23 protein-coding genes and 1 tRNA gene are annotated in these 24,374 nt (G+C 41.2%); 17 read left to right on the top strand and 7 right to left on the bottom strand.

The genetic code is table 11. From position 1 onward, the window contains the following. Window positions 1–35 precede the first annotated feature (35 nt). From BC643_RS00430 to BC643_RS00460, 7 genes are all read left to right on the top strand, one after another. Entirely contained in the window at window positions 36–1,826 is a 1,791-nt protein-coding gene (locus tag BC643_RS00430; RefSeq protein ID WP_120271208.1) for a GNAT family N-acyltransferase, read from the top strand. Window positions 1,827–1,917: 91 nt separating this feature from the next. Continuing rightward, window positions 1,918–2,787 (top strand): hypothetical protein, encoded by an 870-nt coding sequence (locus BC643_RS00435; RefSeq protein ID WP_211337941.1) that lies wholly within the window; start codon window positions 1,918–1,920, stop codon window positions 2,785–2,787. A 1-nt stretch (window position 2,788) separates the two neighbouring features. Further along, window positions 2,789–4,129, top strand: coding sequence for an NAD(P)-binding domain-containing protein (locus tag BC643_RS00440; protein ID WP_120271210.1), 1,341 nt, complete (start codon window positions 2,789–2,791; stop codon window positions 4,127–4,129). A 46-nt stretch (window positions 4,130–4,175) separates the two neighbouring features. After that, the gene (locus BC643_RS00445) at window positions 4,176–5,759 is read left to right on the top strand and encodes a hypothetical protein (RefSeq protein ID WP_211337942.1); all 1,584 of its coding nucleotides are present in this window, start codon (window positions 4,176–4,178) and stop codon (window positions 5,757–5,759) included. After that, a complete protein-coding gene (locus BC643_RS00450) occupies window positions 5,738–6,976 on the top strand; it encodes a cytochrome c3 family protein (RefSeq protein WP_147377091.1) in 1,239 nt (412 codons plus the stop codon). The genes BC643_RS00445 and BC643_RS00450 overlap by 22 nt, the downstream gene beginning before the upstream one ends. 34 nt (window positions 6,977–7,010) lie before the next feature. Continuing rightward, on the top strand, window positions 7,011–8,639 hold the full coding sequence (locus BC643_RS00455) for a porin family protein (protein WP_147377092.1): 1,629 nt from the start codon (window positions 7,011–7,013) through the stop codon (window positions 8,637–8,639). 91 nt (window positions 8,640–8,730) lie between these two features. Next, on the top strand, window positions 8,731–9,453 hold the full coding sequence (locus tag BC643_RS00460) for a GW dipeptide domain-containing protein (protein ID WP_120271214.1): 723 nt from the start codon (window positions 8,731–8,733) through the stop codon (window positions 9,451–9,453). A 46-nt stretch (window positions 9,454–9,499) separates the two neighbouring features. On the opposite strand, the gene BC643_RS00465 is transcribed toward BC643_RS00460, so the two are convergent. Continuing rightward, window positions 9,500–10,738 carry an S-adenosylmethionine:tRNA ribosyltransferase-isomerase gene (locus BC643_RS00465; protein WP_245994828.1) on the bottom strand — a complete coding sequence of 413 codons (1,239 nt, stop codon included), beginning with the start codon at window positions 10,736–10,738 and terminating at the stop codon, window positions 9,500–9,502. 281 nt (window positions 10,739–11,019) lie between these two features. On the opposite strand from BC643_RS00465, the gene BC643_RS00470 reads away from it, so the two are divergent. Next, a complete protein-coding gene (locus BC643_RS00470; protein WP_120271215.1) occupies window positions 11,020–12,081 on the top strand; it encodes a Smr/MutS family protein in 1,062 nt (353 codons plus the stop codon). Between the two features lie 58 nt (window positions 12,082–12,139). On the opposite strand, the gene BC643_RS00475 is transcribed toward BC643_RS00470, so the two are convergent. Continuing rightward, window positions 12,140–13,114: a glycoside hydrolase family 5 protein gene (locus BC643_RS00475; RefSeq protein WP_120271216.1), complete on the bottom strand. Its 975-nt coding sequence runs from the start codon at window positions 13,112–13,114 to the stop codon at window positions 12,140–12,142. Window positions 13,115–13,737: 623 nt separating this feature from the next. On the opposite strand from BC643_RS00475, the gene BC643_RS00480 reads away from it, so the two are divergent. After that, a tRNA-Leu gene (locus tag BC643_RS00480) sits at window positions 13,738–13,820 on the top strand. 56 nt (window positions 13,821–13,876) lie between these two features. On the opposite strand, the gene BC643_RS00485 is transcribed toward BC643_RS00480, so the two are convergent. Further along, complete coding sequence (locus BC643_RS00485; RefSeq protein ID WP_120271217.1) at window positions 13,877–16,120, bottom strand: nitric-oxide reductase large subunit; 2,244 nt, start codon at window positions 16,118–16,120, stop codon at window positions 13,877–13,879. A 111-nt stretch (window positions 16,121–16,231) separates the two neighbouring features. On the opposite strand from BC643_RS00485, the gene ric reads away from it, so the two are divergent. Genes ric through BC643_RS00525 form a run of 8 tightly spaced genes read left to right on the top strand, consistent with a single transcriptional unit; the run spans window position 16,232 to window position 20,119 of the window. Further along, window positions 16,232–16,954: an iron-sulfur cluster repair di-iron protein gene (gene ric / locus BC643_RS00490; RefSeq protein ID WP_120271218.1), complete on the top strand. Its 723-nt coding sequence runs from the start codon at window positions 16,232–16,234 to the stop codon at window positions 16,952–16,954. A 6-nt stretch (window positions 16,955–16,960) separates the two neighbouring features. Then, the gene (locus tag BC643_RS00495; RefSeq protein ID WP_120271219.1) at window positions 16,961–17,401 is read left to right on the top strand and encodes an RrF2 family transcriptional regulator; all 441 of its coding nucleotides are present in this window, start codon (window positions 16,961–16,963) and stop codon (window positions 17,399–17,401) included. A 3-nt stretch (window positions 17,402–17,404) separates the two neighbouring features. Continuing rightward, window positions 17,405–17,914, top strand: a complete 510-nt coding sequence (locus BC643_RS00500; protein ID WP_120271220.1) for a hemerythrin domain-containing protein — start codon at window positions 17,405–17,407, stop codon at window positions 17,912–17,914. A 19-nt stretch (window positions 17,915–17,933) separates the two neighbouring features. After that, on the top strand, window positions 17,934–18,398 hold the full coding sequence (locus BC643_RS00505; protein ID WP_120271221.1) for a hypothetical protein: 465 nt from the start codon (window positions 17,934–17,936) through the stop codon (window positions 18,396–18,398). Next, on the top strand, window positions 18,373–19,041 hold the full coding sequence (locus BC643_RS00510) for an HPP family protein (RefSeq protein ID WP_120271222.1): 669 nt from the start codon (window positions 18,373–18,375) through the stop codon (window positions 19,039–19,041). The genes BC643_RS00505 and BC643_RS00510 overlap by 26 nt, the downstream gene beginning before the upstream one ends. Then, the gene (locus BC643_RS00515; RefSeq protein WP_120271223.1) at window positions 18,959–19,666 is read left to right on the top strand and encodes an aspartate/glutamate racemase family protein; all 708 of its coding nucleotides are present in this window, start codon (window positions 18,959–18,961) and stop codon (window positions 19,664–19,666) included. Before BC643_RS00510 ends, BC643_RS00515 begins: the two co-directional genes overlap by 83 nt. Further along, entirely contained in the window at window positions 19,656–19,859 is a 204-nt protein-coding gene (locus BC643_RS00520; RefSeq protein WP_120271224.1) for a ferredoxin, read from the top strand. The genes BC643_RS00515 and BC643_RS00520 overlap by 11 nt, the downstream gene beginning before the upstream one ends. Continuing rightward, window positions 19,856–20,119 carry a DUF2024 family protein gene (locus tag BC643_RS00525; RefSeq protein ID WP_120271225.1) on the top strand — a complete coding sequence of 88 codons (264 nt, stop codon included), beginning with the start codon at window positions 19,856–19,858 and terminating at the stop codon, window positions 20,117–20,119. Before BC643_RS00520 ends, BC643_RS00525 begins: the two co-directional genes overlap by 4 nt. A gap of 15 nt (window positions 20,120–20,134) precedes the next feature. Here BC643_RS00525 and BC643_RS00530 read toward each other — a convergent pair whose 3' ends face one another. From BC643_RS00530 to nrfH, 4 genes are read right to left on the bottom strand one after another with little or no spacing between them, the layout of a single operon-like run. Beyond that, a complete protein-coding gene (locus BC643_RS00530; RefSeq protein WP_120271226.1) occupies window positions 20,135–20,920 on the bottom strand; it encodes a cytochrome c biogenesis protein in 786 nt (261 codons plus the stop codon). Further along, window positions 20,920–22,140, bottom strand: coding sequence for a cytochrome c biogenesis protein ResB (locus tag BC643_RS00535; protein ID WP_120271227.1), 1,221 nt, complete (start codon window positions 22,138–22,140; stop codon window positions 20,920–20,922). Before BC643_RS00535 ends, BC643_RS00530 begins: the two co-directional genes overlap by 1 nt. A gap of 11 nt (window positions 22,141–22,151) precedes the next feature. Then, a complete protein-coding gene (nrfA, locus tag BC643_RS00540; RefSeq protein ID WP_107824057.1) occupies window positions 22,152–23,651 on the bottom strand; it encodes an ammonia-forming cytochrome c nitrite reductase in 1,500 nt (499 codons plus the stop codon). Between the two features lie 18 nt (window positions 23,652–23,669). Next, a complete protein-coding gene (nrfH, locus tag BC643_RS00545; RefSeq protein ID WP_107824060.1) occupies window positions 23,670–24,254 on the bottom strand; it encodes a cytochrome c nitrite reductase small subunit in 585 nt (194 codons plus the stop codon). Between the last annotated feature and the right edge of the window lie 120 nt (window positions 24,255–24,374).

Consider the following 24,374-nt stretch of genomic DNA (forward strand, 5'->3'; position numbering starts at 1 on the left):
GATTTTTACATTTAGCATCCTATTTTAACGACTGAATGGAATTAGTAAATCCGAAGGATATCCTGAAAGCCAGTCCGTATCTGGCTTATCTTGGAGGAGAGAATTTGGCGAAGTTTATCATGTATGTTTTGCGCTTTAGTAAGCTGAATAAAATATACCAGCAGATTGCCGATAAACATGGAGTGGAATTTATAGATGCGCTGATCGACCTACTGGAAGTAAACTACGAGTTCGACGAGCGTGATCTGAAAAAAATCCCGAAAGAAGGTCCTTTCATAGTGGTTGCCAACCATCCGTTCGGCGGGCTGGACGGTATTCTGCTTATAAAACTGATTAGCCAGGTTCGACCCGACGTGAAGGTACTGGCGAATTTCCTGTTGAAACGGATTGAGCCGATATCCGATTTCTTCATGGGCGTGAATCCGTTTGAATCGCACAAGGAAGCGGGCTCGAGCATAGGTGGTGTGAAGAACGCACTGGAGCATGTGAAGAAAGGTGGTGCGCTGTGTATTTTCCCGGCCGGTGAAGTTTCGAGCTATGATGCCGATAATAAAATTACTGACCGCCAATGGCAATACCCGGTGCTGAAATTTATTAAGAAAGCGAATGTGCCGGTTGTGCCGATTTATTTCAATGGAAAAAACTCGCGGCTATTTCATTTAATCGGGAAAATTCACCCGAATCTTCGCACGGCCAAGCTGCCGTCAGAATTGCTCAATAAGAAAAACAAGCTTGTTAAAATCCGGATTGGGATGCCCATTTCGGTGAAAGAACAGGCGAATTTCCCGGAGATTTACCAATTTGGGCGCTACTTGCGAGCTAAAACTTACAGTTTGTGCAGCAGTATCGAGGTGAAACGCTTTTTTAATTATTCGCTGAAGCGTCACACGAAAGCTGAGCCAATTGTTCCGCCTACTCCGCCTGATTTGATTCGGGAAGAGATTGCTCAACTGAGCAGTGAACACTTTCTGTTCAAACTGAAAAACTTTTCAGTGTACTGTTGCCCGACACCAAAAATTCCGAACCTGCTGAACGAGATTGGCCGTTTGCGCGAGATCACTTTCCGCGAAGTGGGCGAAGGCACCAATCAGAGCATCGACCTGGACGAATTTGATTTGTACTATAACCAGTTGTTTATTTGGGACGATGACGCCCAAAAACTGGTCGGCGCATACCGGATTGGTAAAGGTGCGGATATTTTGCACGACTACGGAACGGCCGGTTTCTACCTGCAAAGTCTCTTTAAAATGAAGGAAAGCTTTGAACCGGTTCTGCAGCAATCGCTCGAGTTGGGCCGCTCGTTTGTGGTCAAAGAATACCAACGCCAGCCCATGTCGCTGTTCCTGCTTTGGAAAGGAATTTTGTACTTCCTGTTAAAGAACCCGGAGTACCGTTACCTGATCGGGCCGGTGAGCATCAGCAACAATTATTCGAAGATTTCGAAAGAGCTGATCATCAAATTTATCATGACCCATCATTTCGATTGGAACATGGCACGGTTCATAAAGCCTCGGAAGGCTTTCAAATTTAAAAGCGAAGATCCCAACATCAATGTCATTATGGAAAATTTGGGTGATATCAATATGCTTGACAAGTTTATCGGCGACGTAGATGAACTGAATACTGGGCTCCCTGTATTGCTGAAGAAATACATCAAGCTGAATGCGAAAATTGTCGGTTTCAATGTCGACCCAAAATTCAACAATTGCCTCGATGGGCTGATCTTGCTGGATGTGATGGACGTCCCGAAGAGCACCATCGAATCGCTGTCGAAAGAGGTAAATGACGGTTCCATTTTAAATCGCTTTTATTCCCATCGTGAATAGTCAACAGGCGTCAGATTATAGCTGATGCTAAACCTGTTATAGAACTATTGGTAGACTACCACGCCTTTTTCTTTCGTTTGAAAAGGAAAAGATGAGGCAGACCTGGCGCTTGGTTTCTCGCACGACTATGGTTCTGATAGTCGTGTTTACTTTCTTCTTTTTGCTATTGGAAGGCTATTCCTATTATCGTTTGGGAATTGAAGATCGTTTTTACCACGCTCAGCATCAATTGTTGAAGCCAAGCGGTTTACTGGGGCATGGCTTGGGAATCATCGGCTCGTCTCTGATCGTGATTGGAGTATGCATGTACATGATTCGTAAGCGCGTACGTCGGTTTTCGCGCATCGGTGTACTGAAATACTGGCTTGAATTTCATATTTTCCTTTGCTCGTTGGGACCTGTTCTGGTCCTGTTTCACACGGCTTTTAAATTCGGCGGAATTGTTTCTGTTAGTTTTTGGTGTATGGTTGCAGTGGTCGTCAGTGGTATTATTGGCCGGTACATCTACCTGCAAATTCCGCATACCATCGAGGGGCGCGAAATGAGTCTGGCAGAGTTGGAAATGAAGAAGGCTCATTTTAAAGTGTTGTTGCAGGAAAAGTACCAACTCAATTCGCCGCTTGCCGATGAGATTTTGCAAGCCGTAAAGGCTCGGCCGAGCCGGCCGGGCGGGGAAAGTATTAGCCGATTTGTCGAAAAACTTTTGTTTCAACACAAATTACTTCAACGAGTCAGAATGCTTCTGAGAACGAACCATTTCGAACCCCAAACGCGTAAAGAACTATTGCGTTTAATTCGGTATGAAATCAGCCTGAATCGTAAAATTGACCGCCTCGTTACCATGCAAAACTTGTTTCGTTATTGGCATGTAGCGCATTTGCCTTTTGCATTGGTGATGCTGTTGATCATGCTGATTCATATTGGTGTTGCACTGGCTTTTGGTTACCGATGGATCTTTTGATATGAGTGAAACGTTGATTGAAAATATTGTCATCTATGGTGTTGTCGTTCTTGTTTTTGGGCTGACGATGTGGTTCTACCTTCGCAAACTTCGAAATCAAAATCGAATGATTACCGAAAAGATTGTGCAGGCTAAATCTGAAGGACTTTATGAGCCGGTTTCGCTGCACCCGGTTGTCGATCCAAAATCCTGCATTCAAAGCGGCGCCTGCATTGTTGCATGTCCCGAAAAAGATATTTTAGGAATAGTGAATGGTCGTGCTACAACGATTAATGCGTCGCGCTGTATCGGGCATGGCGCTTGTTTTCATGCTTGTCCGACCCAGGCAATCACTTTATATATTGGAACCGAAAAGCGTGGCGTAGACTTACCGCATGTCGATGAGAATTTTGAGACCAACGTGCCCGGCCTGTTTATCGCAGGCGAGATTGGAGGTATGGGCTTGATCCGCAATGCCGTTGAGCAGGGGCGTCAGGCAGTTGAGAATTTGGCAAAAGGATTGGATCGAAAGGTTGCGGCTGACTACGATTTGGTCATCATAGGTGCCGGGCCTGCTGGTATTTCGGCTTCACTGGCAGCTAAAAAACTCGGACTAAGTACACTCACTCTGGAACAAGATTTTCTGGGAGGCACAGTCTTTAGTTTCCCGCGTTCTAAAATCGTCATGACTTCTCCGATGGATCTCCCGTTGCATGGCAAAGTGCGCCTGTTTGAAACCAGCAAACAGGAATTACTCGATCTCTGGCAACAGGTTATTGAAAAGCATGAGATCCGTATTCGTGAGAACGTAAAAGTCGAATCGATTAGCCGGTTAAACGGACATTTTGAAATTTCGGTTTTATCCGATGAAATCTACACCTCCCGCAGAGTTTTGTTGGCCATTGGTCGTCGCGGAACGCCGCGAAAATTGAATGTTCCGGGAGAAGAAAGTCCGAAAGTTGCTTACCGTTTGCTCGATCCGGAACGAATACGGGAACAGCAGATTTTAGTTGTTGGTGGAGGAGACTCAGCTATTGAGGCAGCGCTGCTGTTGGCGGATCAAAATGAAGTGGTATTGTCATACCGGGGTGCTGCTTTTAACCGGTTGAAACCTGCAAATAAGCAACGAATTGATCAGGCAAAGCAAGAAGGGAAAGTGACGATTTTGTATCAATCGAATGTTGTTCGGATTGAGCCTCAGTCTGTATCAATTTTGCTTGATGGGGAAGAAAAACAAAGAGAGATTGAAAATGATCTCGTATACATTTTCGCAGGCGGAGAGTTACCAACTCAATTTTTAGAGAAAGCAGGAATAAAGATTACGCGGAAATTTGGTGAGTCTGTGCTGAAGCATAAAAAATAGGAACTGTCGGTTCGCCAGTCGATTCATATAGTCGGAAATAAAACAATTGAAAAAGCTAATCTACATACTGTTGTTGCTGATAACGCCTTTCGCGGTGTTTGCCCAAATCTCTCCGGGCGATTTATCGCAGGCTCACGAAAAGCTTGAAGGCTTAAGTAATTGCACGCAATGTCATGTGTTGGGCGAAAAGGTCACTAACCAGAAGTGTCTGGCTTGTCACGACGAAATTCAAAGCCTGCTTGCCAGTAGTGAAGGTTATCATGCTTCGGTTGAAGTGAAGGGAAAAGATTGCTTTGCCTGCCACAGCGAGCACCATGGTCGCAGTTTTCAGTTAATCCGCCTGGATCAAGATTCGTTTAATCATGACTTAACCGGTTACAAATTAGAGGGAAAACACGAGGCAGCAAAATGTGCAGATTGTCACCAAATGAAGAATATCAAAGCCCCCGCTCTGAAGAAAAAAGAGCGTACTTTCCTGGGCTTAGAGCAGCGTTGTTTTTCCTGCCACGAGGACTATCACCAAAAAACACTTTCGGCTGACTGTGCTTCCTGTCATGGATTCGATTCGTTTAAACCGACGGTGAAGTTTGATCATCAAAAGACAGCTTTCGCATTAAAAGGAAAACATGAGCAGGTTGCCTGCGAAAAGTGCCATGAGAGAACGGCGCAGAATGGCAAGCCTTTTCAACATTTTTCGGGTCTAAAGTTTGAGAGTTGCGCGAACTGCCATAAGGATGTGCATGAGAATAAATTCGGGCCGAATTGCAGCTCTTGCCATAACGAAAATTCGTTCCATCAAGTGGCGGGAATGACCAATTTCAATCATCAGAAAACCAATTTCCCGTTGGAAGGTAAACACCGGCAGGTTAGTTGCCGATCCTGTCATCAACAGTCATTAACGGCTCCGGTGGCGCATGCGAAGTGCGCAGATTGTCATCGCGATTACCACCGCGGACAGTTTACCAACGAAACGAGTAAGCCGGATTGTTCGGTCTGCCATGATGTAACCGGCTTCACCACTTCATCGTTCACCATAGAACAGCACAATCAACTGAAATTTAAACTGGAAGGGGCACATTTGGCCACACCTTGTTTCGCCTGTCATCAAAAAGGAATTCGGTGGGAGTTCCCACAAATTGGAGAGCGATGTGTGGACTGTCACGAGAATATTCATCGCCGCAAAATTGCTGAAGAATATATGCCGCAAGAAAATTGTCAGCTGTGTCACAATGTAATAGAATGGAGAGATGTAACTTTTGATCATCAGAAAACGGGTTTTACATTGACCGGTAAACACACGATAATCAATTGCCGTTCGTGTCATTTTAAGGAAGAAGGAGACATCGTTGAGCAGCATTTTTCGGGTTTGGGCAAGGACTGTGAAAACTGTCACCAAGATCCGCACAGAGAGCAATTTAAGGTAGATGGGAAAACGAATTGTGCCAAATGTCACCAGTCTTATGCCTGGAAACCGAGCCGTTTCGATCACGACCAAAGCCGCTTTCAGCTGGAAGGTCAGCACGCTCAAACAGCCTGTGTTAGATGTCATCCTTCGCTTGAAGATGAGGAGGGAACATTCACGAAATACAAACTAAAAGCAGATATTAAATGCGCAGATTGTCATTACTGATTTTATTAGTGGGGATATTTCAGCTTTGCTTCTCTCAATCGCCTCATGGCAAGAACTTCCATGTAGATTGTGCAGCTTGTCATTCACCTGAAAGCTGGGAGCTGTTGCAGCTGAGTAAAACCTTCGACCACAATCAAACTTCGTTTAAGTTGGACGGAGCGCATCAAGCAGTTGATTGTAAGGCTTGCCACAAGAGTTTGGTTTTTACTGAAGCTGAGCGCGAATGTGTGGCCTGCCATTTGGATATGCACAACACTACCTTGGGAACGGATTGCAAAAGGTGCCACAAGCCGCAAAACTGGATTGTGACCAATACGACTCAACTGCATCGCGAAGGTCGCTTTCCCTTGATGGGAGCACATCGGACGGCTGATTGTTTCCAATGTCACCAGTCGGCCAGCAATTTGCGGTTTGAACCGCTGAACATAGAGTGCGTGAGTTGTCACCGGTCGGATTATTTGGCGACGACAAGTCCGAATCATCAGGAAGCCGGTTATTCAACCAGTTGTGAGGATTGCCACGGTGCTCAAGCGGTTTCGTGGAATGCGGCAAACTTCGAGCACGACTTTTTCCCTTTGCGTGGCGGACATGCGATTAGCTGTTTTGAATGCCATACCAGCGGTACCTTCGGAAAATTGCCAACAGATTGTATCGCTTGTCACCAGGCGGATTACAACTCAACAGCTGAACCGAATCACCTGCAAGTTGGATTTTCGACAAATTGTACCGAATGTCACCAACCGACTGACGGAAGTTGGGGATCTGCTAATTTCAATCATGATTTCTTTCCATTAACCGGCGGACATGCCATCAGTTGCTCGGAATGCCACACCGGAGGCACAGGTACCAAGCCGTCGACCGACTGTTTGACCTGTCACCAAAATGATTACAATTCGACTACTGATCCCAACCATCAGCAGGCCGGTTTTTCAACCGACTGCAGTTTGTGTCACTCGCCGGATTCGGACTGGGATGCGGCCGATTTCAAATCGCACGACAGCCAGTATTTCCCGATTTACTCGGGGCGGCATAATGGGGAATGGAGTTCTTGTTTGGATTGTCATTCAAACACATCGAGTTATGCGGATTTTACCTGCTTTACTTGTCATGTTCACAATCAAACTGAAACTGACGGTCATCACCAGGAAGTGGCAAACTACTCGTATCAAAGCTCGGCATGTTATTCTTGCCATCCGACCGGCAGAGCTGAAGATTAATTCATTCAATCGACAATAGAAAATGACACCAGACATGCATAAACATCGGCAATATCGAAGCTATCAGATTCACGGCATTCTATTGGTGTTATTTCTTTGCATGTCGGTTTCCGGTCGGGCGCAAAAGGATTTCACAGGAAAGGTGACTTATGTGACCAGCCAGCATGTTTATGCGCGTTTCGACGGTGCGAATGATTTACAGGTGGGTGACACCATCTTTATTCAAACGGACGGCCAGATGAAACCTTTGATGGTGATTGAGTCAAAATCGAGTTATTCGGCCGTGGGTAAGCCATTCCCCGGAAATGTAGTGTCACTTGGTCAGGAAGTTGTTGGGCGTTCGGCGATAACAATAAAGGCGGAGGAAAAAGTAGAATCCGAGAAGTCTGTTTCTCCGGATGAAGAGTTAGTCGCTGCCTCAGACAGTGTCGTTCAAACAAAAAAAGGAGGTGAGTTTAAGCAGAATATTCGTGGCCGAATTTCGCTTTCCTCTTATTCCTCGCTGTCAAATGCAACTTCATCTGATTCTCATCGGATGAGATTCAGTCTTTCCTTACAAGCGAATCATATCAATAACAGTCGTTTTTCTGCTGAAACGTACACCAACTTTAGCTTTTTAAGCTCTGATTGGGCGGCTGTTCAGGATAACCTTTTTAATGCACTGAAAATTTACAGTTTGGCGGTTCGTTATCAGGCAGGGGAACAGTCAGAAATTTGTTTGGGGCGGAAAACCAATCCCAATCTTTCGAATGTTGGCGCTATCGACGGACTTCAGTTCGAAACCGGTTCCGAACATTTCCGCGCGGGAGCTATTGCCGGTTTTCGCCCCGACTATTCAGACTATGGTTTCAACGCAGATTTGTTGGAATACGGAGCTTACATCGCCCATCAATCCGAAAATGAAGAAGGAGCAGTGCGTAGCTCGCTTGCTTTTTTCAACCAAACCAACAATGGCAAAACCGACCGGCGCTTTCTGTACTTGCAGCACAGTAATTCGTTGGCAAGAAACCTGTTTTTGTTTCTGTCGAGCGAAGTTGATTTGTACCAGAATCACGACAACATTTCTACCAATACGTTTCGGTTGACGAGTTTCTACATTTCGGCGCGCTACCGGTTTAATCAGCAGCTTTGGTTAGATGCTTCTTACGATAACCGTAAAAATGTGATTTACTACGAGACATTTAAGAGCCTCGTTGATCAGCTAATGGAAGAAGCGACCCGGCAGGGTGTTCAGTTTCGCGTAAATTACCGTCCATTCCAGCTCATAACCATCGGATTCAATGCGAACTATCGGAAACGGGATTCCGATCCCAAATCATCCACTTCATTTTACAGCTTTTTATCCTTTAACCAAGTTCCGGGGATTGACGCAACTTTCACACTGTCAGCCAACGTATTGAAGACGGTTTATGTTGACGGTTCAGTTTTTGGACTACGGGTTTATAAAGATTTTCTGGATGATAAACTTTCATCTGCGGTGGGGTATCGTTATGTTGACTACCGGTTTCCTGGATCCGAAAGCAGCCTTCTTCAGCATGAAGCAGAAATCGATTTGACTTGGCAAATTACCCGCAAACTCGCGCTTTCCCTGAATTATGAGGCTACTTTCGAGAAAAGGGATCATTACAACCGGATATATATCAATTTGACAAAACGGTTTTGAATTCAGAATTCTCAAATCTTTGATTAACTTTCCATGGTTATTTTGTTAGTTAACTGATGAAATCTAAATCAAGAATAAAAACTTTAAAGTAATGAACATGAGATTTTTTGCCGTGATGATGATGGGAGTTGTGCTGATGACTTCCTGTGTGAAAAAGAAAAAAGAAGCTGTTCAACCCTTGGATACCAGTGCCGGTAGTGAGATGGTGCACGCGGTTGCGGTTAAAAAGGCGTTGCAGGCCAATGCTTATACTTACCTGTTGGTTAGCGAAGGCGACCAGGATTACTGGATTGCTGTGGACAAGATGGAGCCTGAAGTTGGCGGAACTTATTTCTTCGCCGATGCGATGGAAATGAAAGAATTTAAAAGTAACGACCTCGATACCATTTTTGCCAGCGTATTTTTCGTTCAGAAGTTGAGTACCACAAAGGATGCCAGCACGATGAGTATGAAAAATCCGCACGGAACTGCGCCTGGACGCCAGTCTGTTGATCAGGATGAATCGATTTCGGTTGCGCCGGCAGAAGGAGGAATCACCATTGCTTCGTTATTCGAAAACAAGGCCGATTATTCGGGAAAAGACGTGATTGTCAGCGGTAAAGTGGTGAAAGTGAACAACGGTATCATGGGCCGCAACTGGGTGCACATCCAGGATGGTACCAACGCAGATGGATCTTATGATCTGACGTTGACTACCGACGCCGAAGTGGCTGTTGGCGACGTGGTGACCATGCAGGGAACGGTTGCACTGGATAAAGATTTTGGTGCTGGTTATTTCTACGATGTGATTGTGGAAAGTGCCACCGTGAAATAGCGAACAATAAAATCAAGATATTGAAGGAGCAGCGATGCTCCTTTTTTTATGCTTTCAAGTAGAGGTTGCTGTCGCCGTAGCTCAGGAAACGATAATCGTTGGCCAGCGCATGGTCGTACACACGCAGCCAGTCGTTGCCGATAAAAGCAGAGATAAGCAGCAATAATGTACTTTGTGGCTGGTGAAAATTGGTAATCATTCCCTCCACAATCCGGAATTGGTAGCCCGGCACAATGATGATTTTGGTATGCGCGCCAATAACCGGCAATCCGTTCTTCAACATGTAGGCAAGAATGGCTTCGAGCGATTCCTGCTTCGAGTAGCTCTTTTCAGTTTCGTAGGGCAGCCACTGCTCAATATCCAGCTCGTTGAGGGCGCTATCGGGCTTTTGCAGTAGTTTCACCCCGAGCCAGTACAAACTTTCCAGTGTGCGGATCGAGGTGGTTCCAACGGCAAGCAATTTGCCTTGGTGATCCAGCAGTTTTTCAATCAGATCGCGGCGAACAATAATCTGCTCGGCGTGCATTTCGTGTTCGCCAATGGTGTCGGCTTTCACCTGTTTAAAGGTTCCGGCGCCCACATGCAGGGTTACTTCTTCGCACTCAACCTGTTTATTCTTCAAACTTGAAAAAACAGCGTCGGTAAAGTGTAGTCCCGCTGTTGGTGCGGCCACCGATCCTTTTATTTTAGAGTAAATCGTTTGGTAACGTTCAATATCGCTTTCCTCGGTATCGCGGTGCAGGTAGGGAGGAATGGGTAAAATGCCGGCGGCCTCAATCAGGCTGGCAAAATCGGCTTCGGGGCAATCCCAGCTAAATCTCACCTGCACCGAACCGTCAATTTGATTCAGCTTTTCAGCTTTAAAAGCAACCGTCTTTCCGTTCAGTTGAAGGTCTTTTTCAAGTACTTCGTTTTTCCATTTCTTCAGGTTGCCCACCATGCAATTCCAACTACAGCTTTCGGTTTGTTGAAAAGCGATTTGGTAATCGGCCGGCTGCAGCGGGTCGAGGCAAAAAATCTCGATGTTGGCACCGGTCGCCTTTTGGAACAACAAGCGCGCCCGGATCACCTTCGTGTTGTTGAATACCAACAGGCTTCCCTCGGGCAAAAAATCGGGTAGGGAAGTAAACCGCGAGTCGGTGATGTTGCCATCTTGCCAAACCAACAATTTGGACTGGTCGCGCTGCGGCAACGGGTATTTGGCAATGCGCTCGTCGGGCAATTCGTAGTTCAGCGCCTGTGCACTGAGGTTGAAAACGCTTGTGTTGGTATTCATATTATCCATCGGCGGCAAAATTACAAAAAAAGGTCTAATGGCGAAGGGCAGAGAGCAGAGGGCAGGGAGTAAAGAGACTTGGAACTCGAAACTCGAAACATTGGTGGCCAAGTCTTGTTTGAGGTTGCTTCGAGGTGCTCGCAATGAGAATTTACTGGTCGTCATACAGTGGGAGTGAAGTAATCAATTATTAGTTTCCGAAAACAGTTAACCTGCAACTCGAAACTCGAAACTCATAACTCGCAACTCACAACTTAGTTTTTGTTACTTTTGTGTCAAAATAGAAAGCTATGTATCAAATAGGAGATCGGGTTAAGTTTATGAATGCCGTAGGTGGTGGCATTATCACCAAGATTGTAGGCAAAAATATGGTTCATGTTGAAAACGAAGATGGGTTTGAAATACCGGTGATGACTTCGGAAATTATCATGGATGAAATCGATCAGGAAGCCGTGACCAACAGCGATAAGAAACCGGACGTGAGCGATTTTATTCGCCAGGGCATGAAAAAGCCAAAGACCGAAGACCGAAAAGTGAAGGTTGAAGAACCGATTACCATTATTCGCGGTAACGACGAGCCGAAGTTTTACCTGGCTTTTCTGCCCGAGAATGCACGGAATCCGCTGGACGGGCAAACAAAGATTTACCTGGTTAACGACAGTAATTTCTTCATCCTCTATCATTATAGCCATTTTGCGAACGAGCAGTATGTAACCCAGGAAGCGGGCAAACTGGAGCCAAATACCAAGTTGCTGCTGGGCACCCTGTCGCAGGCCGACATTGCAGGCCTTCCGGCTTTTGCGTTCCAAATGATGTTCTACCGCGATAAATCGCCGAAGCTGGAAAAGCCGCTTCGCAAGCGCATCACCATTAACCCCGTGAAGTTTTACAAGTCAGGCAGTTTCAAACAGTCCGACTTCTTCTCCGGAAAAGTCATGCTTTACAAGCTGAACGAGTCGGAAATGGAAAAGGCGTTGAAAGAGTTAACCGATAAGGATGTGAAACAAGCAGCCCGTGAAAAGGAGCCCGCTCGCGCACCGCAACCGGTAAAAGTTGAATTGCCCGAGTTGTTGGAGGTGGATTTACACATGCACGAGTTGATTGACGACACCGCAGGTCTTTCGAATAAAGATATGCTGGATATTCAAATGAAGACGTTCCGCGAAAAGATGGAGGAAGCTATTTCGTCGAACGCGGTGAAGAAAGTTGTTTTCATCCACGGTTTGGGCAACGGCGTTCTGAAAACAGAACTGCGCCGCGAGCTTTCAACCAAATACAAAAAATACGCGCACCAGGATGCCAGTTTCCAGGAATACGGCTACGGAGCAACCATGGTGATCATTCGCCGGTAAAACCAATCAAAAAGCGGAGTTGATGATTTTTCAACTCCGCTTTTTCTTTCAATCCGATCTATTCATTCAGATCATTCAATATTTTACGCAAATACAATCCGTTTGGGGTTAGTTCGTCCTCTGTCCAGTTGCCATTAATGTTGGCTCCCGGCTTTAAAAAAGCGGTTGTTTCTTCTTTATCAGTGATGTTCCAGCAAGCCCAGCTTAGTTGGTGGTCTTCCATCCATTTTAGCCAGATGCGGTTGCGTTCCATATCAAATTTGCCATCGCCATTTGCTTCGCCAACACCCCATTCGGTAACAAACAGGGGCAATCCTTTAGACAAGGCATAGTCGGCCTTTTGGCGAAGTTGTTCCTGGTGGTTATTGTCCGACGCGTAAAAATGGAAGGAATAGCAAATGTTTTGGTAGCCGGTAATCGGATCATCGGCAGCCTCATCAACATTCTGATCCCAGCGCGGGCTTCCCACAACAATCAGGTTTTCTGCGTCGTACTCACGAATCACAGAAATAACCTGTAAGGCATAATCTTTGACCACTTCCCAACTTTGGTAATCAGGTTCGTTGAAAATTTCGTAGATCACTTGCGGGTTTCCTGCATACTTCTGTGCCATTTCAGCAAAAAAGGCTTTCGATGCTTCGACATGCTTTTCTGCATGGTGGTCATGCCAGTCGATCAGGACATAAACCCCGTTTTCGAGGGCGCGATCAAAGACCGTAGTAACTAATTCTTTTTGAAAATCCGGATTGTCCAGAAAGCCACCTTCCGGCTCAATACCCATGGAGACCCGGATCAGGCTGACTTTAAAATCGGAGCAAATCCAGTCGACAACATTGGTGTTGTAATACTTTTGGCCGTTCCAAATACTCCACGAAAAGCTAAGCCCACGGAGTTGCGGTGCTTGGCCGTGCGCATCAACTATTTGTCCGTCGGCAATCGTGAGCGCTCCGTGTTTTTCAATCGGAGTTTGCGCGTTTGCGGCTTGAATCCCGCAGAGGAGGATCATAAGTAATACGAGATGAAAAGTTTTCATTGTGTGTTGGGTTTTAGTAAAAGTTATCGTGTGTTGTTCGAATTTAAGATGGGACGTGGAAAATTCCTTTTTGTGAGTTCAGTAAAAGCAGCAAGCGAGACGATCTGTTCGGGATTGATTTCATAGGTTGTTCGGTTTGCAAGTCGTTTATAACTTGGTAAATTAGGTCGATCGCCAAAATACTAAAATATCCGCAGAAAAGCATCGAGTTGCAAGTTTAGATTGTCATTGAAGGATGAGCTGAAAGCTGCTTGTCTATGTTTTTGATAGATAAAGGAATTGCGTTGATTAAGAGTGGGTTGAGTAGATGTTGACTATTTCTTTTCTACACATTGAAAATAATTTATGCTTCCGAAGATTGATGTTTTGATTATTTTTTTAGTTTTGCACTCACATTTGAAAAGGGGCTTATTGCTACAATGGTTCTTTTTCGTTTTGGTTTTCTTGCCCAGGTGGTGAAATTGGTAGACACGCCAGCTTGAGGGGCATTTACGAAAATTTAGTGTTAAAGAGCTGCAATAGCTGATTAATACTAGGTTTTAAAAGAACTTGAAACAAAAATACAGAATTTATTCGGAAACAATTCGGAAACATTCTGTAAAAAGATAATTTTACTGTCACCAGCCCAGGTGCTGAAATTGGTAGACAGGCGCGGTTGAGGGCCGCGTGTACTACGTACGTGCGGGTTCGAGTCCCGCCCTGGGCACACAAAAACTCCCGACTGATATTTCAATCGGGAGTTTTATTTTTTATACAGATAGATTACTTCTTAAGTGACCATCCACCCTTTAAACCAAAGATGAAATATCCAAGATATAAAGCTCCAACGGCAAAGATTGTGTCTCCAATGGCACGTAACCAGCGCAATGTTTCCATTGTTGGAGTTCCTAAAAATTCAGCAGAACGAGCATACCACAAACCGTGCTTAACACTTGCTACAGTCTGTGCAAGTCCAACAGGAAGAACACTAATTAACACCATTAGTAATAGTCCAATATTCATTGACCAGAATGCAATTTTAATCGGTTTCTCTTTCCAATCTACCTTTAAATTCATATCACGTAATACAAACAACATTAGACCAATCCCAAGCATGCCATAAACTCCAAATAAAGCGGTATGTCCATGAACAGGTGTAGTATTAAGTCCTTGCATGTAATATAATGCTATTGGAGGGTTGATTAAGAATCCAAATATCCCTGCACCCAACAGGTTCCAAAATGCTACTGCAATAAAAAAGTATATAGGCCATTTGTAAGCATTTACCCAGTTTGTAACACGACTAAGTTTTAAATTGTGATATGCTTCAAATCCCATAAACACCAGAGGGGCGACTTCCAATGCACTAAAAGTTGCCCCAAGTGCCAGAACCGCCGTTGGTGTTCCTGTAAAATACAAATGGTGGAATGTACCGATAATTCCGCCTGATAAGAATATTATGGTCGAGAAAAGTACACTTGATGTAGCAACCTTTGCATTAATTAGCTGCATTCTAACAAATAGAAATGCAATAGCAACAGTAGCGAAGACCTCAAAGAATCCTTCTACCCAAAGATGAACAACCCACCATCTCCAATACTCAGCAACCGCCAGGTGTGTTTGTTGTCCCCACATTAAGCCAGCCCCATAAAATGCAGCAATGGCAATAGATGAAATTAAAAACATAAGTAGCAAGTGACGGTTCTCGTTGCGTTCTTTCAGAGCTGGTAGTAATGCTCTACCCATTAAAAACAACCAGATAAACAGCCCTGCAAAAAGAAAAATTTGCCAGAACCGTCCTAAATCGACATATTCATAACCCTGATGACCAAACCAGAAGTTTTGTGCTAATCCTAATTTTTGCATAATCCCCATCCATTGTCCTGCTAAAGAACCAACCACGATTACAAGTAATGCACCAAACAATACATCAACTCCAAGTTTCTGAAATTTTGGTTCTTTCCCGGATACTGCCGGAGCAATAAAAAGACCTGTTGCCAGCCATGATGTGGCAATCCAAAAGATAGCCAATTGTATATGCCATGTTCTTGAAACAGAATAAGGTAAAAAATCAGCTAATGGAATCCCATAGAATCCATTTCCTTCTACCCCGTAGTGTGCTGTTATTACACCCATAATAATTTGTACTATTATTAAAGCAGTAACCACCCAAAAATATTTAAGTGTAGCTTTCATTGAAGGTGTTTGCTGAATACCAGAGAGAGGATTGACTTCCGGCACATTGCCATGTTCGTCTTCTTCTTTTCTGTTTGCAGCGTAATACCAAGCTAACAATCCTATACCTACTAAAAGGATAATAACACTAAAACCTGTCCAAAGGTGTAATGCTCCTGTAGGTTCATTGGCAACTAGCTTTTCAGGAGGCCAGTTATTTGTATAGCTTATTTCCTGCCCTGGACGTTCTGTTACTGTTGACCATGTTGCCCAAAAGAAGAAATTATTCATTTTGGACATTCTTTCTTTATCTTTTATAGTATTCGCTGGAATAGCGTATGCCTCTCGTAGCTCTGCTAAATTTTCATCATCCATAAAAAGAGAGGAATAATGACTACCAACAACATTAATAGCCTCTGCTCGAATATTTGAAATATGTAAAGTTTTTGTTTGTGTATTATAAGTATTGGTTCTCATTTCCTTTTGAACCCTTTTTTCGAGCATTGCCTTTTTTTCTTCATCAAGCTCATTGTAGTTTTTGCCAAACTCGGTTTGTGCAAAATGGTTTAAGATATATAAAGCTTCACGGTGCAGCCAATCCGCAGTCCAATCAGGAGCTTGATACGCACCATGCCCCCAAACTGTTCCTACTTCCTGTCCTCCAATTGATTGCCAAATATTCTGACCATCCTTAATGTTTTGTCCTGTGAAAAGTAAATTTCCATTACCATCAACTACTTTTTCAGGTATTGGTGGGGCTTCTCTATATATTTCCCTTCCGTAATAACCTAAAATTCCAAAGGAGATAACCATAACCAGGATAAATCCAATCCAAAGTTTTTTTGTATTCATAATTCATCTGATTTTAAAATGTATTGACAAATGTATAGAATTTTTATAAAAGGACATTGATGTCCTTTTATAAAAATTCTATATCTTTGCAGAAACAAAAAATAAAACGATATGAATATTGATACAAGAACCAGTGTGGGAGACATCGTAAAAGCTAATTTTAAAACAGCTCAAATTTTTGAAAAGAATAATATTGATTTTTGCTGTGGTGGGGGAATTAGTCTTGATGAAGCCTGTGAAAAGAGTGGAATAAATATTGAACAATTAATACCGGAATTGACTGCTACAATCCAGCTAAATGACCCTGATTCAAAGTACATCGACGAGCTGGAACTCAATGAACTTTGCGACTACATTGAAAAAAGACATCATACTTATGTAAGTGAGACCATTCCATTTCTTCAACAAAAATTACAAAAACTTTGTGATGTGCATGGAGAAAATCATTCTGAGTTACACGAAGTAAAAGCATTGTTTGATGGTGCAGCAGAGAATCTTAGTGTACACATGAAGAAAGAAGAATTAATTTTATTTCCTTATATAAGAAAAATGGTAAAGTCAAAAAAGGAGGGTAAAACAGCAAAAGATGAATATGGTGATGCAGTCGAAACTATTGATACCATGCATGAAGAACATCAAACAGAAGGTGAGCGTTTTGAGAAAATATCAAAATTGACTTCTTCATATACATGCCCCCCTGATGGATGTGGTACATACCAAGTTACTTATCAGACACTAAAGGAATTTGAAAACGACTTACATCGTCATATTCATTTAGAAAACAATATTCTGTTTAAGAAAGCTTTACTTTTGGAAAGTGAATTACTAAAATAAATAAACATGCTATCTAAAAGTACAGAATATGCTATAAGAGCGTTAGTTTTTGTTCAGTTAAAAAATTGGGAACAAAAGAGACCTGGTGTTGGTGAAATTGCAAAAGAAATTGAAGCTCCGGAAGCTTATACAGCAAAAATTCTCCAAACTCTTACGAAGAATAAACTGATGGATTCGATGAAAGGGCGTGGTGGAGGTTTCTTTTTCAATGACAATCAATCGAACTTAACGCTTTATGATGTAATTCATGTAGTTGAAGGAGATGCTTGTTTTCACAAATGTGGCTTTGGACTTAAGCAATGCAATAATGATAATCCTTGTCCTTTGCATGAGCAATACAAAATTGTTCGAGATGGATTTTTTGAAATAGTGAAAACAGAAACAATACAATCCTTATCAGAAAAGATTAAGCAGGGAGAAGCGGTTTTAAATAGATTAAAAAAATAGAAAATGAAAAATATAACTCAAATATTATCAGACGAACACCAAATAATTTTAAAAGTTATTGATGCTGTAAATTCAGAATGTGACGAACTAGAAAAAGGTAAAACTTTAGACATTAGCTTTTTTCAGAAAACAATCAACTTTATAAAAAACTATGCCGACAAGTTCCATCATGCAAAAGAAGAAGACATTCTTTTTAAAGCCATGTTGGAAAATGTTGAACATCTACATTGTAATCCTATTCCGGTGATGTTACATGAGCATGATGAAGGTCGAACATTTGTGTACGGTATGGAACAAGGTGTTTCTGAAAATAATACCGATAAAATAATTCAAAATGCACGAGGATACGGAATGCTTTTGCGAGACCATATTTATAAAGAAGATAATGTTCTTTATCCTATGGCAGAGGAAGCGTTATCTGATGAGCAGAAAGAGTTGGTGAATAAAAAATACACCGAAGTAGAATTACTTCTCAACAAAGAAATGAATGTGAATGAATTAATTTTTGTGTAATTTTTTGAGATATTATTGAATGAGTTGGTATTTAAAGTTCAAAGCTTTCTTATTTCCATTTTGGGCTGGACTAATAAGTGCTATAAGTTTTCTTGAAGCTTGGATAAAGTTCAGGGCAGATGGAGTTACTAGAGAAATAGGATTAAGCATAGGTAGCCTTGTGTTTACTGTTTTAAATAGGATAGAATTAACCATTTTATTAATAATATGGTTACTATTATTTCTACAAAACAAAAGACATGTATTTAAAATTGTTTCTGAAAATATTCTAATTTGCTTAATTAGTTTGGTTCTGTTATTACAAACTATTTGGTTATTACCTAACCTAGTTCATAGAGCGGAAGAAATTATTGCAGGGAATCAGCCTTCGAGTTCCTCTGTCCATATGGTTTTTATAATTTTTGAGGCTATAAAGCTTATTTTGCTTGTTATACTATCTTTTAAAGCTAATCGAAATAATGAAGAATTTACACCGAAGATATAGAGTTGTCAAGTATATAATATATCGTCAAACCTTAGTGAATCCACAAGATCATCTATGGACGTTTATTGGTGCTTTCTTAGGTATTGGAATAATTGGTTTTACGCATGAAGTATTTTCATCATTTAGTGTAAGTGATAAAGTCTTTTTAATAGGGTCGTTTGGAGCGTCTGCAGTATTAATTTATGGAGCAACAAATAGTCCATTGGCTCAACCCCGAAATTTAATTGGTGGACATTTAATAAGTGCCTTTATTGGAGTAAGTGTATATAAACTTTTATCCAGCTTTGATATTTTGTGGCTAAATGCTGCCTTAGCTGTTTCCATTTCAATAATTGCAATGCAATGTACAAAAACCTTGCATCCGCCTGGAGGAGCAACTGCATTAATCGCAAATCTGGGAACCCCTAAGGTCTTAAGTTTGGGGTATTTTTATATTCTTTATCCTGTAAGTACTGGTGTTGGTATTTTACTTTTGATTGCACTTATAACAAATAATTTACCGAGGGACCGGTCATATCCAAACAAGCAATTATTCAGAATTAATATTAAAACTTTAGCTAATGAAAACAATTGGAATATTAGGCGGATTAGGACCAGAAGCAACCGTGGATTATTACAAAGAAATAATAAAAGGCTTCGATAAAATTAACGGAGATGGTAGTTTGAATTATCCTGAGATTGTAATTTTTAGCGTTAATATGGCAAAGTTTATTGGATTACTTGAAGAAGGGAAATATACTAATGCCGCTTCGTATATCGCTTCATGTGTGGATAATATTAGAAATGCCGGGGCTGACTTTGCTGTAATAAGTGCCAATACTCCACATTTACTGTTTAATGAAATTCAAGCGCAAGTTAACATACCATTAATTAGCATTGTTGATGTATGTGCTAAACAAGCCAGGAAGATTGAAGTGAAAAAATGTGCATTATTAGGTACAAAATTCACAATGCAAAACGACTTTTATCATAAAGTATTCAATCTGCACAATATTGAAATAGTAGTTCCTGATGAAAAGCAAATAGAGATTATAAACCAAAGACTCTTTAACGAACTAGAATTAGGAATATTTAAAGAAGAAACAAGGCAGGAAATACTTGAAATAGTCAACAAATTGAAGGAACAACATGAAGTTGATTCAGTAATTCTAGGCTGTACCGAATTTCCATTAATGTTTACCGAAGACAATTATCTGGAATTACCCTTTTTAAATACAACCAAGATACATGTAGATGCAATAATCAAAACCTGTTCAAATGGCAATTGATAAGATATGGCGTGACGATGATATCAACACATGTGTAGCGTGTAAAATATGTCAATCTTTTGCTCCACGAGTCTTTAAAGTATTCGATAAGATGATTGTGATGCCTGGTGTTGATTACGATAAATATGAAAATGAAATACGTGAGGCTGTTGAAAGTTGCCCCACAGGAATAATTAAAATTGAATATAAATGAAAGTAGCTGTTTGGGATACATATGTGCAACGTACCGATGGGAAAAAAATGCACTTTGATATTATTGTACCGGAGAATGTAAAGGATTCTAATGTGATATTTCACTATGGACATGAATACCTTAAATACAAAGATGTTAAATCGAAAAAACTTACCACAAAAGAATGTGAGTTTTGCCATATTGAGTATGCCACGCAAGAAGTTATCTCAGATATAGAATCTAAGGGGTATCATATTGTTGAAATGGAAAATTGTATTTGAAATAAAGGCATCTGCTTAACTAGAATAAACATGCACACTATTTTGTGCTGCCGGAAGGTAGTTAATACCAAACCAACAAATAAGCAGAACAACAAAAGCAAACATTAAAATCAGAAAAACGCTTTTGTGGCTTAAATTACTTTTTATCCTGAAATGGATATGAATAAGATAAACAGCCCATGTGAGAAATGCCCATGTTTCTTTGGGATCCCATGTCCAATAATGCCCCCATGCTTCTTTTGCCCATAAAGCTCCGAATATTAGTCCTAACGTAAGAAAGCCAAAGCCTATATAAACGATGTTATCTGTTTTAAGTACAAAATCCTCTTTCAGATTATCTTTTCTAATTGCATATAATCCAAGCAATCCGTAAAGTGCAGATAAACCTAATAAGGCGTAAGCAATCATATACACAATTACATGAGGTACAAACCAAATGCTTTGCAATGCTGGCATGAGTGTTTTACTGTGAATTTCAGGATTTAGGTAGTTCAATAATAAAAATAGAATAGCCATACCAAGTGAATACATAAGCATTAACTTGATTTTCCATCGCTTAAATATTACATAGCCTGAAATTGCCAGGAAGAATGAATACCAAAGTCTTGTCTCTCCAAGAGTTCTTAATGGTGGGCGTTGGAGATTTGTCCAAAGTAAAACGATAAATACAGCCAAGCTTAAAGTACCAAGGATTGCAGTCAAATTGGCGATTTTGCCCAACTTGTCTGAAAGAGAAGTGCCAATGGCCAGAATCCATGTTGCCAACGAAATAATTGCGAATATTTCAAAATTATGCCACATTACACATCCTCCTTCCTTTTACCAGTCCATATCAAATAGAAAGTTCCTGCAATGAGTAAGAAGAATCCCAAATATACCGATGGCAGCCAAGGGTCTTTAACCAGTTCCAAAATGCTTTTCGTTGACCAACGTCCCATTGTTTCATCATAACTTGTCTGATAAATCTTCCATCCGGCAATCTTGATTGGTTTATTTACCTCAATGATGGTATCATACACAGCTCCGGCTTTTTCATAAACCGTAATTTCAGACAGGAAACGTTTTGCTTCGGGTTTGGTCATAAGCATTATTGTGCTTGAATCAATCTGATACATTTCCTGACGATACAAAATGCTTGGACTTGAAATCCAAATAGTATCAATCGCTTCATTATTGGATTTTAGAATCTTTAAGGATTGAGTTGCCCCCATACCCAGAACAGGCTCAAACCTATTCATAACAGGAGCTGAACTCATTAAAAGTTTGTCAATCTTTAAATCAAAATCCTTATAGTTGAATTGTAAGCCCTCGTGTGGGTCTATCATTAAAGGTTTGTTGTTTTGGTTGATTATCTCTCCGGTACTGTTTTCCACAAAAGCAATTTTTGCAGGGTATTCTTCAATGGAGAAGTCTCGTAGCTTTATAGCAAAATTTAATTCTTCTGTTCTGTTTCCATTTTCAATTCCATACCAAGTAGTTTTGCCTTCTTCAAGATACATATTCAGTTTTTGTATGTCTCCTGCACCTAAATGAGCCGATGCAATACACAGCCATAAACCGAAATGGTTTAGAAAGAAACCGATATTCCTCTTGGAAAGCTTTGTGATGCGTTTAATGGTCACTGTTCCAAGTATGATTAAAAAGAAAACTACTCCAATTGTATAAGTCCAGCTCGATGTAACATCATACAGAAAGAATAAGGAATCTGATGGTTTTTGCGGAATTAAGGCTAGCAATAACGAAGGTACTACGAATGAAGTAATCCCGGCAATTGATGCCGGAACACTATAAAACCATTTGAAAACCGCTCTTTTTTTAGATAACAGATATAGCAATAACGATAAATTTGCTAATAGTGCTATTGAAACAAAGTTGGCTGGCCAAGATATTTTAGGCGCAGTAGTACCTGTTATAAATTCAATTCCTAATGATGCCAAAAATAAGGCAAAAGCTATTAAGAAGCTTTCGGGATACTTCCAGGGAAGCACCCATAAGCTCTTTTTTTCTTTAGTATTTTGCAAGGTAATTTATTCTAATATTTCGATTCTCTTTGACTGGCTTCTTCAAGCCATTGTGGAACTACAGTTCCTAAAAATTCTTCTTTGTCAGAATTTAGTTTAGCCATATCTAAACCAATATATTTCTGGGCTTTCGCTTTGGTCGAAATATCAGGCATTTCAACTTCTTTATTGTGTCCAAGGTGTGCCAATAACCGAGTAAGCTTAATTCTTGCTTCTTGTGCAATATTGATACCCGATGAAACAATACGACCTGTTTCAACAGGTGAGTGGAATGATGCGCCATGAGCGGCTACGGAATAATCCCAACGCCATTGAGCATGTCGAATATCCATAAGTATTGCTTGCATTTGTTCTTCATTCGCACCTTTATCCCATGCTGCTTTAGCTTCTACGTGTGCTTTAACCAATAAATCTTCTAGAATATTTACATTTTCTTTAATCTTATCCTGACGAGAATATACATCGGCAATGAGTTTATGAGCCTCTTCACGGTGACAAACCTGACATGAATTGGCGACATTATTAAGAGGACTTTGAATGTGATGGTCTGTAAATTTCACACCACCTTGGCTTTTATATGGCATGTGACAATCAGCACAAGATACACCACGTTCTGCATGCACTCCTGTTAAGTAAGTTTCATAACCTGGGTGTTGGGCTTTTAACATAGGGGCTTTACTCAGTTTATGTGTCCAATCAGCAAATTCCATATCATCGTAATAAACCTCCATTTGTTCTACAGACATTCCATTATCCCAGGGGAAGGTTAAATATGGAACACCTTCAATTTTCTTTTTATTGAAATAATATTCCACATGGCATTGAGCACAAACCAGGCTTCTCATTTCCTGATGTGTAGCTTTTGTAATATCCTTTCCTTGTCGCTCAAACGCTTCAATTAATGCAGGGCGAGAAATGCGTAGTTGCATAGTATTTACATCGTGGCAATCGGCACAACCAATTGGATTCACAATTTCAGCTCCCCACTTTTCCCATGAACCTTTATAGAACTCTGCAATTCCAACTTCATTCATCATTCTTGGAACATCGGGGCTTTTACAAGTCCAACAAGTATTGGGCATAGGGCTTTTTACACTATCATTCGGTGCTCCTGTTCTAAGAATATTACGAACATCTTCTACTGCATAATAATGTCCTCTCCCTTGGTTATATTCTTTTGAAAAACCATATCCTGCCCAAAGAACAACCATTCTTGGGTCTTCCTCTAATTCATCAATTGTAGCAGAACCATTGTATTTACTTCTAAAGATGGTGTCAGAGGTTTGATAATAAGATTCAAACTCACGAGGAAAGTTAGCTCCCCATTTTTCGTTACGTGGTTCAAACTGAGAAAAATCGTTTTTGGGTGCATAGGCAAACACCGCTTCACTTCTTCTTTCTACAACACTCGATGCTAATAATCCTAAAAGGAATACAACTACAATAGTTCCAAGGAAAAGAACCCAACCTTTCCAAGGTTTTTCTTTGATTTGTTCGCTGAATGATTTCATATCTTTAGTTCTATGTTATTATTCTGTTTCTTCTAATGCTTCTTTTAACCAATCGGGCACTGGACTTTCGGGTAACGGCACTTTAGCGTTAGGTGTACTCGAAAGGCTGTTGACTCTGCCATGAGGAACTTCACGATGGCATTCCCAACAAGTTCTGTCAGTTCTGTCAGAATGAAAATCGGCATGAATGGTATTCATTTTTGCATCGGTAATAAGGTTACTATGGCAACGAATACAATTTTGTTGCACTACATGATGACCTTCTTCTTTTATTTGTATAACCTGTGGCTCGGCACGCATTGTAAAGATTGAAGCGTGTCGCATTCCATCTTTTCCTTTGAAATAATATTTATTGAATACATTATTGTGAGGTACATGGCAATCGTTACAGTTTGCCCATTCACGATGAGAACTGTGCATCCATGTAGCATATTGCGGAGCCATGATGTGGCAATTTACACAGGTTTTTGGGTCATCGGAAAGGTAAGATGATGCATTGGAGACATAGAATAGAAAGAAAAAAAGACCTAAGAGAATTGCTGAAACGATAATGACAGGTATCTTCCATTTATCAGGAGGTAAAATCTTTTTCAATATGCTCATAGCCTCAAATTTCGTTTTTACATTAAACAATCCTCCCCACAAATTCATTATTTCAAAACAATGAATACTCAACCTTCTAATGCAAATATATGTTACCAAGAACAAAGAAGCTGTACCATA

Origin of the sequence: Mangrovibacterium diazotrophicum (assembly GCF_003610535.1) — a bacterium.
Taxonomy (GTDB): Bacteria; Bacteroidota; Bacteroidia; order Bacteroidales; family Prolixibacteraceae; genus Mangrovibacterium; species Mangrovibacterium diazotrophicum.

Bases quoted from the DNA above. Each gene is read 5' to 3' on its own strand.
- BC643_RS00455 (WP_147377092.1), top strand. From the start codon at position 7,011: ATGCATAAACATCGGCAATATCGAAGCTATCAGATTCACGGCATTCTA.
- BC643_RS00495 (WP_120271219.1), top strand. From the start codon at position 16,961: ATGCTATCTAAAAGTACAGAATATGCTATAAGAGCGTTAGTTTTTGTT.
- BC643_RS00485 (WP_120271217.1), bottom strand. From the start codon at position 16,120: ATGAATACAAAAAAACTTTGGATTGGATTTATCCTGGTTATGGTTATC.
- BC643_RS00460 (WP_120271214.1), top strand. From the start codon at position 8,731: ATGAACATGAGATTTTTTGCCGTGATGATGATGGGAGTTGTGCTGATG.
- BC643_RS00525 (WP_120271225.1), top strand. From the start codon at position 19,856: ATGAAAGTAGCTGTTTGGGATACATATGTGCAACGTACCGATGGGAAA.
- BC643_RS00515 (WP_120271223.1), top strand. From the start codon at position 18,959: ATGAAAACAATTGGAATATTAGGCGGATTAGGACCAGAAGCAACCGTG.
- BC643_RS00530 (WP_120271226.1), bottom strand. From the start codon at position 20,920: ATGTGGCATAATTTTGAAATATTCGCAATTATTTCGTTGGCAACATGG.
- BC643_RS00505 (WP_120271221.1), top strand. From the start codon at position 17,934: ATGAGTTGGTATTTAAAGTTCAAAGCTTTCTTATTTCCATTTTGGGCT.
- nrfA (WP_107824057.1), bottom strand. From the start codon at position 23,651: ATGAAATCATTCAGCGAACAAATCAAAGAAAAACCTTGGAAAGGTTGG.
- BC643_RS00470 (WP_120271215.1), top strand. From the start codon at position 11,020: ATGTATCAAATAGGAGATCGGGTTAAGTTTATGAATGCCGTAGGTGGT.
- BC643_RS00500 (WP_120271220.1), top strand. From the start codon at position 17,405: ATGAAAAATATAACTCAAATATTATCAGACGAACACCAAATAATTTTA.
- BC643_RS00450 (WP_147377091.1), top strand. From the start codon at position 5,738: ATGCGCAGATTGTCATTACTGATTTTATTAGTGGGGATATTTCAGCTT.
- BC643_RS00475 (WP_120271216.1), bottom strand. From the start codon at position 13,114: ATGAAAACTTTTCATCTCGTATTACTTATGATCCTCCTCTGCGGGATT.
- ric (WP_120271218.1), top strand. From the start codon at position 16,232: ATGAATATTGATACAAGAACCAGTGTGGGAGACATCGTAAAAGCTAAT.
- nrfH (WP_107824060.1), bottom strand. From the start codon at position 24,254: ATGAGCATATTGAAAAAGATTTTACCTCCTGATAAATGGAAGATACCT.
- BC643_RS00440 (WP_120271210.1), top strand. From the start codon at position 2,789: ATGAGTGAAACGTTGATTGAAAATATTGTCATCTATGGTGTTGTCGTT.
- BC643_RS00510 (WP_120271222.1), top strand. From the start codon at position 18,373: ATGAAGAATTTACACCGAAGATATAGAGTTGTCAAGTATATAATATAT.
- BC643_RS00430 (WP_120271208.1), top strand. From the start codon at position 36: ATGGAATTAGTAAATCCGAAGGATATCCTGAAAGCCAGTCCGTATCTG.
- BC643_RS00435 (WP_211337941.1), top strand. From the start codon at position 1,918: ATGAGGCAGACCTGGCGCTTGGTTTCTCGCACGACTATGGTTCTGATA.
- BC643_RS00465 (WP_245994828.1), bottom strand. From the start codon at position 10,738: ATGGATAATATGAATACCAACACAAGCGTTTTCAACCTCAGTGCACAG.
- BC643_RS00520 (WP_120271224.1), top strand. From the start codon at position 19,656: ATGGCAATTGATAAGATATGGCGTGACGATGATATCAACACATGTGTA.